This window comes from Phycisphaeraceae bacterium (assembly GCA_019454185.1).
Classification (GTDB): Bacteria; Planctomycetota; Phycisphaerae; order Phycisphaerales; family UBA1924; genus JAHBWV01.
Genome location: CP075368.1, coordinates 843,719 through 859,217, shown reverse-complemented (window position 1 = coordinate 859,217; position 15,499 = coordinate 843,719). Strand labels below are relative to the sequence as shown.

The 15,499-nt window shown below is 62.2% G+C and carries 16 protein-coding genes; 5 read left to right on the top strand and 11 right to left on the bottom strand.

What is annotated here, in order from left to right; translation table 11 throughout:
• Positions 1-128 precede the first annotated feature (128 nt).
• Positions 129-1,667 (top strand): D-alanyl-D-alanine carboxypeptidase/D-alanyl-D-alanine-endopeptidase, encoded by a 1,539-nt coding sequence (dacB, locus tag KF838_03520; GenBank protein QYK48925.1) that lies wholly within the window; start codon positions 129-131, stop codon positions 1,665-1,667.
• Here dacB and KF838_03515 read toward each other — a convergent pair.
• From KF838_03515 to KF838_03505, 3 genes are all read right to left on the bottom strand, one after another.
• Positions 1,650-2,327 carry a signal peptidase II gene (locus KF838_03515; GenBank protein ID QYK48924.1) on the bottom strand — a complete coding sequence of 226 codons (678 nt, stop codon included), beginning with the start codon at positions 2,325-2,327 and terminating at the stop codon, positions 1,650-1,652. The two genes, dacB and KF838_03515, sit on opposite strands and share 18 nt — an antisense overlap.
• On the bottom strand, positions 2,324-3,187 hold the full coding sequence (locus KF838_03510; GenBank protein ID QYK48923.1) for a TraR/DksA family transcriptional regulator: 864 nt from the start codon (positions 3,185-3,187) through the stop codon (positions 2,324-2,326). Before KF838_03510 ends, KF838_03515 begins: the two co-directional genes overlap by 4 nt.
• A gap of 155 nt (positions 3,188-3,342) precedes the next feature.
• Positions 3,343-4,383, bottom strand: a complete 1,041-nt coding sequence (locus KF838_03505; GenBank protein QYK48922.1) for an acetyl-CoA carboxylase carboxyltransferase subunit alpha — start codon at positions 4,381-4,383, stop codon at positions 3,343-3,345.
• 146 nt (positions 4,384-4,529) lie between these two features.
• Between KF838_03505 and proC the strand changes: the two genes are divergently transcribed.
• A complete protein-coding gene (gene proC, locus KF838_03500; protein QYK48921.1) occupies positions 4,530-5,411 on the top strand; it encodes a pyrroline-5-carboxylate reductase in 882 nt (293 codons plus the stop codon).
• 31 nt (positions 5,412-5,442) lie between these two features.
• Here the strand turns inward: proC and KF838_03495 are convergent, their stop codons facing one another.
• Entirely contained in the window at positions 5,443-5,619 is a 177-nt protein-coding gene (locus KF838_03495; protein QYK48920.1) for a hypothetical protein, read from the bottom strand.
• On the opposite strand from KF838_03495, the gene KF838_03490 reads away from it, so the two are divergent.
• Positions 5,618-6,103 carry a hypothetical protein gene (locus KF838_03490; GenBank protein QYK48919.1) on the top strand — a complete coding sequence of 162 codons (486 nt, stop codon included), beginning with the start codon at positions 5,618-5,620 and terminating at the stop codon, positions 6,101-6,103. The two genes, KF838_03495 and KF838_03490, sit on opposite strands and share 2 nt — an antisense overlap.
• A gap of 35 nt (positions 6,104-6,138) precedes the next feature.
• On the opposite strand, the gene KF838_03485 is transcribed toward KF838_03490, so the two are convergent.
• The 3 genes from KF838_03485 to KF838_03475 form a co-directional block, all read right to left on the bottom strand.
• Positions 6,139-7,323, bottom strand: coding sequence for an ABC transporter permease (locus KF838_03485; protein ID QYK48918.1), 1,185 nt, complete (start codon positions 7,321-7,323; stop codon positions 6,139-6,141).
• Positions 7,320-8,381 carry an ABC transporter ATP-binding protein gene (locus KF838_03480; protein QYK48917.1) on the bottom strand — a complete coding sequence of 354 codons (1,062 nt, stop codon included), beginning with the start codon at positions 8,379-8,381 and terminating at the stop codon, positions 7,320-7,322. Before KF838_03480 ends, KF838_03485 begins: the two co-directional genes overlap by 4 nt.
• Before the next feature lie 73 nt (positions 8,382-8,454).
• Entirely contained in the window at positions 8,455-9,156 is a 702-nt protein-coding gene (locus KF838_03475; protein ID QYK48916.1) for a class I SAM-dependent methyltransferase, read from the bottom strand.
• Between KF838_03475 and KF838_03470 the strand changes: the two genes are divergently transcribed.
• Positions 9,155-11,263: a UbiD family decarboxylase gene (locus KF838_03470; protein ID QYK48915.1), complete on the top strand. Its 2,109-nt coding sequence runs from the start codon at positions 9,155-9,157 to the stop codon at positions 11,261-11,263. The two genes, KF838_03475 and KF838_03470, sit on opposite strands and share 2 nt — an antisense overlap.
• 9 nt (positions 11,264-11,272) lie before the next feature.
• Here KF838_03470 and KF838_03465 read toward each other — a convergent pair whose 3' ends face one another.
• Entirely contained in the window at positions 11,273-12,310 is a 1,038-nt protein-coding gene (locus KF838_03465) for a hypothetical protein (protein QYK48914.1), read from the bottom strand.
• A 106-nt stretch (positions 12,311-12,416) separates the two neighbouring features.
• Positions 12,417-12,791, bottom strand: a complete 375-nt coding sequence (locus KF838_03460; protein QYK48913.1) for a cupin domain-containing protein — start codon at positions 12,789-12,791, stop codon at positions 12,417-12,419.
• Between the two features lie 176 nt (positions 12,792-12,967).
• Here KF838_03460 and KF838_03455 point away from each other — a divergent pair, with 176 nt between their 5' ends.
• Entirely contained in the window at positions 12,968-13,633 is a 666-nt protein-coding gene (locus KF838_03455; protein ID QYK48912.1) for an MBL fold metallo-hydrolase, read from the top strand.
• An 84-nt stretch (positions 13,634-13,717) separates the two neighbouring features.
• Here KF838_03455 and KF838_03450 read toward each other — a convergent pair whose 3' ends face one another.
• Positions 13,718-14,266 carry a DinB family protein gene (locus tag KF838_03450; protein ID QYK48911.1) on the bottom strand — a complete coding sequence of 183 codons (549 nt, stop codon included), beginning with the start codon at positions 14,264-14,266 and terminating at the stop codon, positions 13,718-13,720.
• Between the two features lie 47 nt (positions 14,267-14,313).
• Entirely contained in the window at positions 14,314-15,483 is a 1,170-nt protein-coding gene (locus KF838_03445) for a ThiF family adenylyltransferase (GenBank protein QYK48910.1), read from the bottom strand.
• Positions 15,484-15,499: the final 16 nt, after the last annotated feature.

Sequence of the window (15,499 nt, the reverse complement as noted above, 5' to 3'; positions counted from 1 at the left end):
CTGACCAGCCCGGCGGGAGATACGACCCGGTCTGTCACGCAGATTGCAGCCGGCCGGCACGGTTCGTCGATCACTTAGTGATACGTACTGTGTGTCGCGAAAGCGCCCTCAGGAGGGAGTGTACGGTTATGCACACGTTGGCCCTACGGTCTCGCTTTGCCGCCGCTCTTTGCTGGGCGGTCGCTTCATTGCTGATCTCCTTCGGTACGGCCGCGCAAGAGTTGAACTCCAGAGTTGAGCGAGCCGTCTCATCAGCCCGACTTGGCAATGGCAAGGTTGGAGTCAGCATTCTCGACACGGGATCGGGGCGGCGTCTCGCCTCCCTCAACGCCGATACGGCCATGATCCCCGCCTCGAATCAGAAGCTCATCAGCTCCGGCGTCGCTCTCTCGGTGCTCGGGTCAGACTTTGTGTTCAAGACCGAGTTAATCCTCAGCGGGCAGACGCTGATCGTGAAGGGTGCCGGCGATCCGGGTCTCGGCGATCCGAAGCTTCTCGGACAGGTCGCCGGAGACTCCATCACGGTTGACAAACTGGTTGCGATGCTGGCATCCGCCGTGCAGAACGCAGGAGTCTCGTCGCTTGAAGAGATCGTGATCGATGACACGATCTTCGACAGAGAGTTTGTCCACGCCTCATGGCCAGTCTCCCAGCTGAACCGCTGGTACTGCGCCGAAGTCGCCGGCCTCAACTTCCACACGAATGTCCTCAGCGTCTATGTCCGCCCCACCAAGCTCGGTGACGCTCCACTGGTGCGACTGCAGCCGCACTCACCGTGGATGGAACTCCAGAACAATGCGCGAACAGTGGCAACGGGCGAGAATACAACGTGGATCGCGCGTCCGAACACTGCGAATCGGTTCACCCTGTACGGAGACGTCAGGCACCCCAGCCAAGCACCGGTGGATGTCACCGTCCACAATGTCCCGATCTTCTTCGGGAGACTTCTTGCCCAGTCCCTCTTGGACGCCGGCGTCCGCGTCGGTGGCATCGTCAACGCCTCCGATGCCTCACGAGCTCCAGTCAGGACACGTGCGGTCGATGAGCCCGCGCCGGTCGGCGCTCGCACAATCGCGGTAGTCACGACCCAGATCTCAGATGTCCTTACACGCTGCAACGCCGATTCACAGAACCTCTACGCCGAGGCCCTTCTCAAACGGGCAGGTCATCACGTCACGGGCGATCCCGGCTCGTGGAGCAATGGGGCAGCGGTGGCTCGCATGGTCATGAGCGAGCGTGTGGGACCAGACGCCGCGGCCGGCACGGTCATCGCCGACGGTTCCGGAATGTCGCGACTGAACCGTGTCTCTGCGGACACCATGGTCCGCTGGCTTCAGGCGATCTCTCAGCAATCAGAGATCCGGGAGACGTTCCTGCAATCGCTGGCAACGGCCGGCACTGGCACCCTCAGCCGCAGATTCCGCGAGTATCGCCCAGCGAACGCCCTCTATGCGAAGAGCGGAGCGATCGATGGGGTCAGGTGCCTCTCAGGTTACCTTGTCCACGGGCAGACGGGCCGCACCGTCGCGTTCGCGGTTCTCTGTAACGATCTTACGACCGGGGAGGCGTCGACGAACGCCCTCAAGCTCCATGAACAGATCGTGCGGATCGCGGATGAGTGGCTCACAACGCAGGCAAATGCCGACGCCTCAGTGTTTGGCGGGTGAGTGCGGGTGTCCTTGCGATGCCGCCTCATGCGGCCCCGCTCGAAGCATCTGGACCATCAGGATTGCGATCCCCACCAAGAGCCATAGATCCGCTATATTCGAAACGTACGGCCATACTTCTCGTCCCCCCCACGGCCATGACCATCCGAAGGGGAGCATGACGCTGGGCAGCGGGTGCAAAAAGTCCCTCACGCAGGCGTAGACGAGTCTGTCGTAGAGATTGCCAAGCCCACCTGCCAAGATCAGCCCGATCGCGACATGTGAAGCGCGATCTCTGACGGTCGTCCATGTCGCGAACATCCATAAAGCGAAGGCGACCGCGCCGATGGTGAAGAGAATGAAGTACATTCTTTTGCCTGCGCCCATGCCGAAGACCGCGCCAGGATTCAGAACGAGAGTCAGATCAAAGAGGCCGGGGATCACCTCACGACGCGAGCCCGGCGGGATCAACGAGCCAAGGTCCCGCGTCTGAATGACGTGGTCCCGCTCTATCAGCACGGGAGCAGGCCCTAGATGCTGAAATGCAAGCGACTTCGACGCGAGATCGATGACAAGACCGAGCACGGTGACCAGGAGCAGCACAAGCCATGCGGCTCGCGAGCGCCACGCGGCAGGCGACGCTTCGTGATCCGTTTGATGCTGTGCAGACGAACGATTCACGATCTGCCCGTACGCCGCTCGATCTCGCGAGCCGCCTCGATCGAGTGCCGCGCCCACGGAATCTCATCGAGCCGCTCCAGACGGATCGGCTTGCCGGTGAGCTCGCAAAGCCCGTACGTGCCATTATCGATCCGCATGATTGCGTCGTCGATCTCTTTGATCAGACGCCGATCAACCGCGGCAAGATCAAGCGCGAGTGCCTGGTCATACGCGTCTGAACCCTGATCTGCCATGTGCTGGGGAAGGTTCGAAAGAGACCCGGCGTTGCCACGGAGCGCTTCCTGCTCCATGTTCTTGACATCACCGATCAGTTCACCCCGCTTCTGCATCAGGAGCGCACGGAACCGAGCGAGTTCTTTCTTGTTGAACGGGCTCTTCTTGCCGGTGAGATCGGCACCATCGCCCAAAGAGACCTGCTTCGCCTGAGTGGGTCCGGAGGGAATGAGCGGCTTTCGGGCCGGAGATCCGGGACCGAGCAGACTCCCCCCGAGAGATGGGTACTTGGAGACCGACTTGGCACTCGAAGGACGCTTCTGGGGCTTAGGAGTGACGATTGTGATGCCCTTCCGTCCGGGAGCAGCCCCCCCCCCCGCGACTGGTGCTTTCGCCGTCGGAGGAGCCACCTTTGCAGCGGCCTTTGCTGAGGGCTTTGCCGCAGGCTTCGCAGCGGCACTCTTTGCGGGTACAGCTTTCGACGTTGCCGACTTTGCGGGAGCGGCTTTGGCCGAGGCCTTCGGAGCTGCCTTGGCTGGCGGAGCGGACTTCGCCGGAGGGGCCTTCGCCTTCTTTGCAGGTGGCTTCTTGGCCTTCGGAGCGGCCTTCGCTACGGACTTTTTCGGGGGTGAGGACTTCTTCGCCACCGGCTGCTCCCCTCCGTGAACGACTCGTCAAGCTGCGAGAGACCTGCGCACGCGGCCTCCAAAGGGCCCGAACGGTAGCCAGAAACTCGATCGCTGTCAAAGAGAGGCCTCTGTGATCTCCTGAGCAGCTAGGAGGCCTCCTCGCGAACACACACCTATTTAGGCAGTTCCTGTTCGGGGCCAGTGGCGTCGAGCTGCCCTGACTTGTCCACATACGCGCCGAGCCGCCGGAATCGCTGGTACCGGCGATCCACCAGTACGTCCCGATCAACATCCTTGAGATCAAGCAGGGTGGATGTAATCCACTTCTCTAGGTTCGCCGCGGCATCAGCAGGCGCTCTGTGTGCCGCACCCAACGGCTCTTCAATGACATCATCCACGATGCCAAGCTCAATGTTATCCGAGGCGGTGAGCTTCAGTGCGCGAGCGGCCTGCGCGTTCGTCTGCTCATTCGCTTGTTTCCAGAGAATCGCCGCACACCCTTCGGGCGAGATCACCGAGTACCACGCGAACTGCAACATCGCGACTCGATCGGCAACAGCGATTCCGAGCGCGCCGCCAGAGCCACCCTCGCCGATGACCACGCTGACAATCGGAACTCGCAGCCGGCTCATCTCGAGCATGTTGACCGCGATTGCTTCCGCCTGGCCGCGCTGCTCCGCGCCCAAGCCCGGATAGGCACCAGGGGTATCCACGAGCGTCACGATCGGGAGGCCGAACTTCTCTGCCATCTTCATCTTGGCGAGGGCCTTTCGGTATCCCTCAGGATGTGCGCAGCCGAAGTGGCAGGCGATTCGCTCCTGTGTGTCACGTCCCTTCTGGTGTCCAACGATCAGGCACTTGATGGATCCGATTCGAGCAAATCCCGTCACGAGAGCGGGGTCGTCGCCGTAACGCCGATCGCCGTGCAACTCCGCAAAGTCGCGGCAGATGAGTTTGATGTAATCACGCGTTTGCGGGCGAGTGGGAACCCGTGCGACACGGACGGTCTCCCAAGGACCAAGCCCCGCGTAGATGCTCGCGAGGGTCTCTCGGTACTTCGCCTTCAATGCTTCAGGATCGTCCAGAGAGACGCGAGTGCCGAGGTCAAGGGAGACGCCGGGCGGCGTGCCAAGTACGCCGTCACGAGCGGCAGACGCGGCCTCGATCTGACGCTCCAACTCGACCAATGGTTTCTCGAAGTCGAGATATGACATGGGTTTGGAACCTCTCTTGGCCGAGATCCTCGCTCCGGACCCGACCCATTCGTCATCATAGGGGCCGGATTGGACACACGTGCCTTGGTGGCTCGCCACAGTACGCCGACAGAACAGACTACGGACTGGGCGGATAGTCTCATCCCATGACCACTCAACACACCAGCGACAAGAGCCGCCCCGCGCTCTTCATCGGAGGGGGCAACATGGCTTCTGCGATTGTGCGCTCCGGACTGAGGTCCGGAGTTCTCGCGGCACCAAGCACGATCGTTGCTGAGCCGGAAGAAGCTCGCAGGGCCGAACTCTCGATGCTGGGCGTCATTGCGGTACCGGACGCAACTCGCGGCATTGAGTCGATGCTCCTCATCGAGGCCGGTCACCGTTGTCATGGCAAGGGCGTTGTCGTACTGGCTGTCAAACCGCAGGCCCTCGGCACGGTTCTTTCGACGACACCTTCTCTCGGCTCGCTCGGCCCACGGTGCTACGTGAGCATCATGGCAGGAGTCACCTCCGCCCGACTTGCTGCTTCAGTGCCTGCCCCCCGCGGCGGCTCGCACCGCTTCGTGCGTGTGATGCCAAACCTCCCCATCAGCGTTGGGAAGGGCATGACGGCTATCGCTCAGTCTGCATCGATAACCGAGCAAGATCGTATCTGGACGGAATCGCTCTTCGCATCCGGTGGTGCCACGGTCGTACTGCCCGAAGAGCTCATCGATGCGTTCACAGCGGTTGCCGGCTCTGGGCCTGCGTATGTCTTCTACTTAGCGGAGGCCATGGAACGAGCGGCGCAGTCAGTAGGCTTCGACGCGAGCACCGCAAGGACGATCGTCCGCCAGACGATCATCGGAGCCGCCTCGCTTCTGTCGGACGAGGACTCCGATCCTTCGGCTTTGCGACAAGCGGTCAGCAGCAAGGGAGGAACAACGCACGCCGCGTGCTCGGTACTTGATTCTTCAAGCGTGATGGACGCTTTCGCACGAGCGGTCGTCGCGGCCCGTGACCGAGGCCGAGAGCTTTCAAGTGGCTGACCGAGCCCCCTGCACACGCTCGCCGAATCGGCTAGTCTGGGCCGATGATGAGACACACCCACAATCCGACACGCCCATCGACGATCGTGGCCTGGCTGGGCTCGCTCTGCATCGCCAGCACCGTATTGGTTGCTGGATGTGAATCCGGATCGCGCAGCGCCGCACACCGGCAAAGAGATGCCTTGGCCCAGCCGCAGGAAGAGTTCATGCGGCAACTCCGTCAGATGTGCGGCAAGGCATATCAAGGCCGATTGGTCGAAGACTCGACAGGCAACCCTGACTTCGCGGGCAAGGTCTTCATCATGCACGTTCGTGTGTGCGAATCAGACAGGATACTGGTTCCGTTCCATGTCGGCGAGGATCACTCGCGAACCTGGGTCTTCACGCCCGGCGAAGGCCGCATCTTGCTGAAGCATGATCACCGCCACAAGGATGGCTCAGAGGATGAGATCACCATGTACGGCGGCTGGACTCAAAGTGCGGGATCGCCAGAAAAGCAGGAGTTCTATGCCGACGCACAGACTTCGTCGCTCATTCCTGCTGCATCGACCAATGTGTGGACAGTTGAGCTTGTGCCGGGCAAACGCTTCGTCTACTCGCTGCGTCGGGAAGGCACAGACAGGCGGTTCCGCATCGAGTTCGATCTGACAGAACCCGTGCCCGCCCCGCCGCCTCCTTGGGGCTGGGAGTGAATCAATCCCCGAACGCTGCCCCAAACACGTTCGCTTCAGAAATCTCGCCTCGTGAAAATGACGCATGCGATACCGAGTACAACGATCTCGAAGCTAAGCGAGGTCCCGAGGATCCACCACACGGATCGGTCCCGAAAGGCCTCTTCCGTTCGACGTGCAGCAACCTGATGGTGAACGTAGGGGTCGTCTGAGTCCGCAGACGTGTTCTCTGATACCCGCCCTGTGCGCTCATACTCCTCCTGACGTGAGAGGAGTTTCATATCGTCGGAAGAGAGCAGACTCCGTTCGAGCAGCTTGATCGTCTCCTGCGTCTTTGGAAGCACCGTCTTGACGCCGGTGGCGATCTTTGACCACTGCGTCCACTTATCGAGTGATTGCCTCGCTTCTTCGAGATTGCGCCTGTTGCTGGCGAGCATCGGGTTCGCCACCTCGAGCTCAGTCGTGAGCCCCTCGGGGAAGTTGCCGTCTTCATCCGTCAACGAAGACCCCATCTCCTTGAGTGCCTTCAACTGCCCCTCTGCGACTCGGAGAAGAGGCGCTTGGCGTCGCTCGTAGTGCTCGATCTTTGCTCGTGCGGTCTCACGCTGCATCACGAAAATGGAATCCGTAGCGTTCATAGCGAACAGGAAGATCCAGAACAGAAGCGTGAGCAGAAGAGCGGCGATCGATGATCGCGTAAGCAGCCCGATCAGCGCACACATCGCGAACAGATAGCTGTAGAAACAGAGCACGATCGGTATCGCGAGCAGGAGATCGGGCTCCCACGATTTGCCGCGGACTCCGATGACTGCGATGCACGCGAGCGTGAAGACGCCGACCTGAAAGCCGACAAAGAGCAGGCCCGTGAAATACTTGGTCAGGAACAGCCGCACACGTCCGATCGGCTTTGAGAGAGAGAGTTCGATCGCGCCGCCCGACACAAAGTCGGGAATGATCCCTGCGGTCGAGATCAGCGCGAGAATTGACGCAATCCATGTGAGCCAGACCGGGATGCCGATACTCGCAAAGATGAACTTGTAGAACTTCTCAGGGGGGATGATGCGGCTGTTGAAGAACGCATGATCAAACTTGAACCAGAGCGCGCTGTAGCCCCCCGGATAGAGCCCGAATGCACCGAACGCACACACGACCAGGAGCGAGAGTGCCATCGTGATCCAGAACAGCTTCTTGGAGTTCAGTTCTCTGTACGCGTCAACCAGCAGAGCCCATGTCTGGATCATGCTCCACCCCCGTTCCTGCGACTGCCTGCCCGCGCCGCCCCGGGCGCGAACGCTTCGCCCGTCGTTGAGTCCACGACCGCCTGCATGAAGAGGTCTTCCAGCGACGGACGAACCTGCCGAACCGAGCTGATCGTCAACCCTCGCCTCCGGATCTCGTCCAGCACGGGCTGCACCCGCTCCGGGTCCGTCGTCTTGAGTGTCAACATACCCCGATCGATCGCGCCCTCAATCTCCGGCGCGACAGCCACCCGCGCGAGTGCTCCCGTCGCACCATCACCACTCCCACCAGCGACGAGCAAGCCCGCAAAGTGGGCAGATGCAGTGCTCGCCTCGTACGCGAGCTCGATCTCATATCGCCTCCCGTCTCGCGTGAGTTCCTCGATGGTTCCCTGGCTCGCGACCTTCCCCTGCACCATGATCGCGACCCGATCGCACACCATCTCCAACTCGCTGAGCAAGTGACTGTTCAGAAACACAGTCTTGCCTTGGGCCTTGAGCTGCTGCAGCACGTTCCGAATATCACGCCGCCCCACAGGGTCTACACCGTCAGTCGGCTCATCGAGCACAACAAGATCCGGATCACTCATCAGGGCCTGCGCGATCCCGATTCGTTGCCTCATGCCCTTTGAGTACGACTTCACGCGCTTCTTGGTCCACTCGCTCATCCCCACGAGCTCCAGCAGCGGCCCGGCCCGGCGCGTGCGTTCACGCTTCCCGACACCCGCCATCGCCCCGAAAAAATCAAGCACCTGCCCGCCGGTCAGATAGTCGGGAAACCGATGATGCTCCGGCAGATATCCGACCCGCGCCAGCATCCCCTTGTTGCCGACGGGCCCGCCAAGCAGCGTCCCGTTCACGGCGCTCGCGCGGATCACGGTCATCAGGATTTTCACGAGCGTGCTCTTCCCCGCTCCGTTCGGACCGAGCAGCCCGAAGATCTCACCCCGCTTGACGTACAGATCAACACCGCGCAGCGCGTGCACACGCCCCTTGTACGTTTTTTCAACGCCCTTGACGTCGATCGCCGCATCCGCGAGCACCGCTACCGAGTTCGACATCCGCTTTGCTCCTCTGTACGCATCCGATCGCTCGCACCCGATCACATCACTTGGGTCTTTGCATGGCCGCATTTCATGCATTGCCGCGCTTTCTTGCCACTATATGGAAGACATGCCATGGCTTGGGCTTTCCGTCGTGATTCGTGTCCGGCCGCTCCTCTTCCCGCAGCTCCTCGAACACGAACCCTTCAAAGAGGCCGTCCAACTCTCCCCGACGATGGTGCGTCCTGTCCGGCAACACTGCCCAGCCATCCCGATCGCCGAACAGTTGCCCCGCAAACCTCCCGCCAGGCCGTATCGAAGCCACGATCCGCTGCCACAGACTCTCCCAGTCCTCTGGCTCGCAGAATGGCAACGAGAAACTCGCGTTGAAGAGGTCCACGCTTTCCGGCCACGTCGCATCAGCGAAAGACGCAACACAGGTCTTCAACCGCCCGCGATCCTCAGGACGAACCCGGGGCTCCAGTAATTCGACTGACTTTGGGTGCCCATCCAGGGCCACAACACGCCAGCCGCGCGACAGAAGCTCAAGTGTGTCGCGACCCTCACCGCATCCCAGATCCACCGCCAATCGCTCTGGAGTCGGATCCCCGCCTGCCGCGTCCTCTCTTGCGAAGGACGCGAGGGCCGCAACCAGCGTTTCTCGGGCCGGCTTTCCGACCATCAGATCAAAGTACCCCGGCCAGTCCCGGACTGCCGCAAAGTCCTGCGCCCGTTTCGCCCCCCCGGCTCCTTTCGCCGCGGCCACTGGATTGGTCATACGCTGCTCGGACATGCACACGTCTCTGCGTGACTTCGTTTCGGTGCTCGATCGCGCCGGTGAGCTGAAGCGTATCACCGATCGCGTCTCGCCTGTGTTGGAGATCTCGGCCCTCGCCGATCTGGCGAGCAAGGCCAGAGCACCCCACCCCGGCTCAGCAGCCACTCGACACACGGATCCACGCTTCTACGACCGAGGCGGCCCTGCCCTGCTGTTTGAGAATGTCGTGGGCTCGCGCACGCCCGTCCTCATCAATGCGTTTGGATCGTACCGACGAGTTGAGATGGCACTGAATTGCTCGGCTGACTGCCAGCCGTGCGTCCACGGCGAAGGGCTGGAGTCCCTTGCCTCACGCATCGGCTCACTCGTCAAGCCCGAGCCCCCTCGCTCGCTCATGGAAGCCCTCGCGAAGGCGAGACAGTTTGCACCACTCCTGACAATCGGCCCGAGGCGTGCCCGCCGAGCCGGCCTCTGTCAGGAGGTCTTTGTCACCGGCGAAGACCTCGACCTGACCACACTCCCGTTCCTCCGGTGTTGGCCACTCGACGGCGACTTCGCCTCCGTCGGATACCCAAGAGGGGTCAATGACGCTGTCCCGGGGCTCGGAGCCGGCGCGGACTGGGATGCACGCAATCGCGGAAGGTACATCACGCTCGCGGGCATTCACACGATCCATGCCTCTGAGATCGACGATCCGAAGCCCGCAAGCCACAACATCGGGATGTACCGCGTCCAACTGCTCGGGAAGCGCACGCTTGCCATGCACTGGCACATGCACCACGACGGCGCGAACCACTGGCGATCGTGGAAAAAGCTTGGAAAGCCCATGCCCGTCGCCATTGCCCTCGGCGGCGAGTCCGTTCTCCCCTACGCGGCCACCGCGCCGCTTCCCCCTGGCATCAGCGAACTTCTCCTTGCCGGCTTCCTCAATGGACGCGGCATCGAGATGACCCGCGCTAAGACTGTCCCGCTCTGGGTGCCTGCAAACGCCGAGATCATCATCGAGGGACTCGTCCGGCACGACGCGGGCTTCATCGACTACGACCCTCGAACTGGAGAGCCGCTCGGGCCCGGCGCGGTCTTTGAAGGTCCGTTCGGAGATCACACCGGCTTCTATTCCATGCCGGATCGCTACCCGATCCTCGAGGTAACTGCGATGACTCACCGACGCGATCCGATCTACCCCACCACTGTCGTCGGGCTCCCCATTCAGGAAGACTACTTCCTCGGCAAGGCCACCGAACGAGTCTTCCTGCCCCTCTTAAAGACGCTCATCCCGGACATCATCGATTACGACCTGCCGCTCTTCGGCGCGTTCCACAACTGCGCAGTCGTTCAGATCAAGAAGCATTACCCGCTCCATGCCCGTCGCGTCATGCACGCGATCTGGGGCGCGGGACAGATGTCCTGGACCAAGACAATCTTCATCGTTGACGATTCCATCAATCCGCACGACACGCTCGCCGTCCTCCGTGCCTGCTCGCTCCACTGTCGCCCGGACCGCGATGTCGAGACCGTGAACGGCCCGCTCGACATCCTCGACCACGCGGCACCGCGTCTGGGTGCCGGTACAAAGATCGGCTTTGATTGCACTCCCAAGATCCGAGGCGAGGAGATCAGGGGCATTCCCCTGGCCGAGACACGCGGCCGGAGAACCGCAGAAGAGCGTGCGGCATTCATCGACGCGGCACGCAAGATTCCCGGCGTGCTCGACACCTCGTGGCCGGACGCCTGTGGCGAGTGGCTCTTTGTGCGTGCCGATACATCTCTCGGTGACGCCGAGAAGCCCGCTCTCGGCCGCGTCATGCTTCAGGATGTTCTCTCGATTGATATCCCCGGCCCGCGATTCGTCGTGGTTCTGGGCCGTGATGTAGACATCCACGACCCCGACAAGGCCCTCTTTCACTGGGTCGCCAACGCGGACGCGGGACGCGACATGATTCATGTGAAGACGGCTTGCTCAGCTCAAGACGGCGGCCGACTCGGCTTTGATGCAACACCCAAGCGAGCTGGAGATGAGGCCAACGGTGAACCGGTTCGTGCCTGGCCTCCCGTGCTCACGATGGACCAAGAGGTTCAAAGCCGCATCGAGCCGATTGCTCGTGCCATCGGCATTCTATGACCAGAAGGATCAACCCAACGGATGCCCCGCGGCTGCGGTCCCGGTCGCTCGCTCTCGCACGGCATCGATAAGCTGCCTCACCTCATCGGCCATCCGAGAATTCGGGAACTCCCGCAGGATCCGCTGCCCGATATCGTGGGCCTCGCTCCACTGCCTGTCCTTGACCGCGAGCTTGAACTGTGCGCCGAGATTGTTCCTGGCCTTCCCGATCACACCGCGCGCCACCTCGCGATATGGAGCCGCCTCCCCTTCCGAGAGGTACGCGTCAAGCTCCTTCAGAAGCGCCATGGCATCCTCAACTCGGTCCTCACGGGCGGAGGTGAGGAATCGGCGTTCCAGATCGGCCTTGTACATCTCGCGCGCCTGATCGACCCGACGCTCCAACGCCGCGGCTCTCGGCAACTCGCGGTACAACCGGCCGATACGCCTCGCCTCGGCCCACGCCTCGTCCCATCGACGCTGGATGATCATCTGATCAACTCGCGAGGTCGCGGCGTTTACGCTCTGCATCACGTACTCGTACCGTGCGCTCTCGATCCGCGCTCTCGCCTCCTCAGCGTCCTGGCGATAGCCGAATCGGTCCGACAACTCGCTGCAAAGCAGCATCGCCGCTTCCCATTCCTGAGCAGCGATGTCCTCTTCGATCGCGCGACGCAGGAGTTCCCGCTCGCGTCGCCGATTGATCGCTCGCCTGGCATCATCAGAGAGTGCGGCCTCTTCCCGCATCGACTCGATGGCGCGCCGAGTCTGCACCAACTCATCAACCATCCGGCGCTCGGAGTACGAATCCTCGCGTCGCGCCGACAGCATCATCGCCAACGGCGACGTACAGGCAACAAACACCAATCCGAGCATCCCGATCGAGGCAACGATGAGCGTGCTCTCTGCTCCCCCCCGCTGCGTCAGCGCAACGGCGAGCATCCCTGCGCTCGCCAACCCCGCGAAGACATACACCGCGGCCATGAGCATGCCGCTCGGCCGATCGGTTCCTTTTCCGCCCCCGATGCCGTTGCCCGCATGAGTGCCCGTTGGTTCATTGTCCGCCATGACGACCGAACCTCCAATCTCTGCCCACTCCCCGCTCCGGCTCGTGCTCCGCCATCATCTACGACACAGATGATGACCTTTGTCGATGTCCGTCACCAAACACCTATCAAGATCCGGGCGTCGGGTCGCCGCAGTTCCTCGACATCGGCACCAAGCATAAGAACCGCAGCGGTTCATGCTGGTCCGAGGCGGACTTGAACTGGTGCAACTCGTCCGCCGGGACATAGATCACATCACCCCCTCGAATCGGACGTTCCTTCCCCTCCAGGAGGATCGTCCCCTTCCCGCTCACCACAAAGACTTCGTGCTCGTAATCGTGGCTATGCCGAGGCGTATGACCGCCAGGAGCGACCGCAAACTGACGCATCGCGAAGTTTGGCGCACCGTCCGAACGCCCCACCATGACGGCCATCGTCGCACCCTGCACCCCGTCCATCTGGACCGGGCGCATCTCCATCTCGCCGATGTTCCGAATCAACATCGTTCAATCTCCGCACGTGCCGATCCCTTGTGAACAGACACTCAAGGCCTCGCCTCTGTGAGCCGGCCCACGGGACAGCGTTCCCCCTATCGTACCGATTCGAGACCGTTTGCGGTGCCCCACTTTGCTGCCCTGAGACACCCGATCCCGTCCCATCCCGAAACGCGAGCGCAACCATGCCAGCCCCCCTTCTCACTCTCCATGGCTTCGAACTCGGGCCATGGGGGACCAACTGCTACGTTGTCGCCCCCAGCGATCCGGTCTCCCGTGCAGCCGCCAAACCCTGCTGGATTGTCGATGCCTCGTTCGAGCCGGAGCCGCTGATCGAGCACATCCAATCCGAAGGTTTGGCACCTGAGGCGTTGATGTTCACTCACGCCCACATCGACCACATCGCAGGTGCGTTCGACGTCCGAAAGGCGTTCCCGGATATTCCGATCCTGATCCACACGCTCGAAGAACAGTGGCTGATGGATCCGGAACTCAATCTGTCAAGAGGCGCGGGGCTCCCCGTCACAGCACCGCACGCGACTCGCCTGTTGAATGATGGCAACACGCTCACACTCGGCCCCACCTCCTGGCGAGTCCTCCACGTCCCCGGCCATTCACCCGGCAGCATCGCCCTCTGGTGCGAATCCGAGGGCGTCGTTCTGGGCGGCGATGCCCTCTTCAACGGCTCCATCGGGCGCACCGACTTCCCGGGCTGCTCATTCGAGCAACTCGAACGATCCATCCGCACCAAGCTCTACACACTCCCTGACAACACCGTCGTGTACCCCGGCCACGGACCCGCGACGACCGTAGGTCGAGAGAAACGCTCCAATCCGTTTGTCAGGCCCTAGCGGCGTTCGACGTCCGCTCCTCCGAGATCACGATCGACGGTCTGCCATTTGGCCATTTGCGATCTGGCCATTTCGGCTGAGCCGTCACATCGCCGATCCAAGACCCATGCACCGGCGCCACGCACTCATCTGACCCAGGTGCATCATCGTGTGCGAACAGAGCAGGAAACCGACCGCGCTCCCCACCGTCGGGAATCTTGCTCGCATCCCTTCGTGAGGCGTCTCACGCGCGAACACCGCGTCATCAACACCCCCCACCACTCCCAGCACCGTTTCATGTGCCCGGCTGTAGATGGACACGATCTCATCCATGGCCGGATAGATCGTGCGATCCGCGTCGTGCACACACTCCTTGCCGTGCGAGAAGAGGTCCTGATACCGCTGCCCGGCGTCGATCTTCGAGCCGTCCAAGCCCATGAAATCCATCATCCGAGCCGGATAAATCGCAAGGTGCCCATACACGAACGCCGGATGGTTCGTCTTGATCAGGCCGCTTCCTTCCGATCCGAGCGTTCCAGCCGCCGCGATGGGCTGGCGCGCGAAGTCCTCCGCCCGCACATCCTTGAGCAGCGCCTGCCCAAGTCCGAGACCACGCGCCCCCATCAGCTCGATCGTCTTGCCTACCTGTCCCATCGACTCTCTCCTTGTTCGGTGTCGCTCATGCCAACGATGTGCTCATCTCACACGCCCACGTACCTCGCGAAGATCGCTCTCGCGATCTCCGGGTCAGCGGGTTTCCCATCCCTCCGCTTCCCGATGACGGCCCGCCCGTCATGAAACACAGTCAATTCTCGCCCGCCCTCGCTCTCGAGAACGCCCCGCACCATCGTGCGTGTCACCTCAAACGTTCCATGGGCCCCAAGCCGCGCTGCAAGAAGCTCGAGATCGATAACAACCTCCGCCGCCGGCAGGACCTGGATCGCACCCCTTCCACACAACGATGTGGTCATCGTCTCACCCGCACCCGCGAGGAACTCAAACGCGCGACGGCCGCAGCAGACGCAGTCCTTGAGCGGCTCGCCCACGTTCAGCCGACGCATCACGCCCGTCCATCCGTCGATCTCCACCAGCGACCCCGCCGTAAACGTCCGCCGCGCCACGATCAACCTGATCGCCTCCATCGCCTCCATCGACCCGGCCATCGCCGACACCGGCCCGAGGATTCCCGCCGTGTCGCACGTCGGCATCGTGCCAGGCATCGGCGCATCAGGGAAGAGGCACCGCAGGCACGGTGTCACGCCCGGCACGATCGTCATCTGTGTCAGCCGCGTCCCTACCGCTCCCGCGTATACGAGCGGCACGCCCCGCTTCACACACACATCATTCAGCAGGTAGCGGGTCTCAAAGTTGTCCGTTCCGTCCACGACCACATCCACGGCCGGCCAGACGCTCTCGACCTGATTCCTCACAACCGCGTGTCCCGCGAGCAGCCGTTCCACGTTCCGGTGCGACACGTCCGCCGCAACGCCTCGGACGCGCACCGCCGAATTCACCTCGCGCAGCCGTCTCGCGGCAGATTCCGCTTTGGCGTCGCCCACGTCCGCCTGCGCGAAGAGCGTCTGCCTATGCAGGTTTGTCAGTTCCACTACATCCCGATCGACGAGCGTTACCCGCCCCACACCCGCTCGCACAAGCAGGTCCGAAGCAGGTGAACCGAGCGCTCCGCACCCAACCACCAGCACATGTGCCGCTCGGAGATTCGACTGCCCATGCTCGCCGATACCCGCGACCAGCATCTGCCGGTGATACCGCCCGGGACCCTGTGCATCTATCCCAGTCGAGACGCCATCGCCCCCGCCATCCCCGAGCGGATACTCCGCGCCGCGATCCGCTGTATGCGCATCACCCATGTGAAGTTGTAGGATG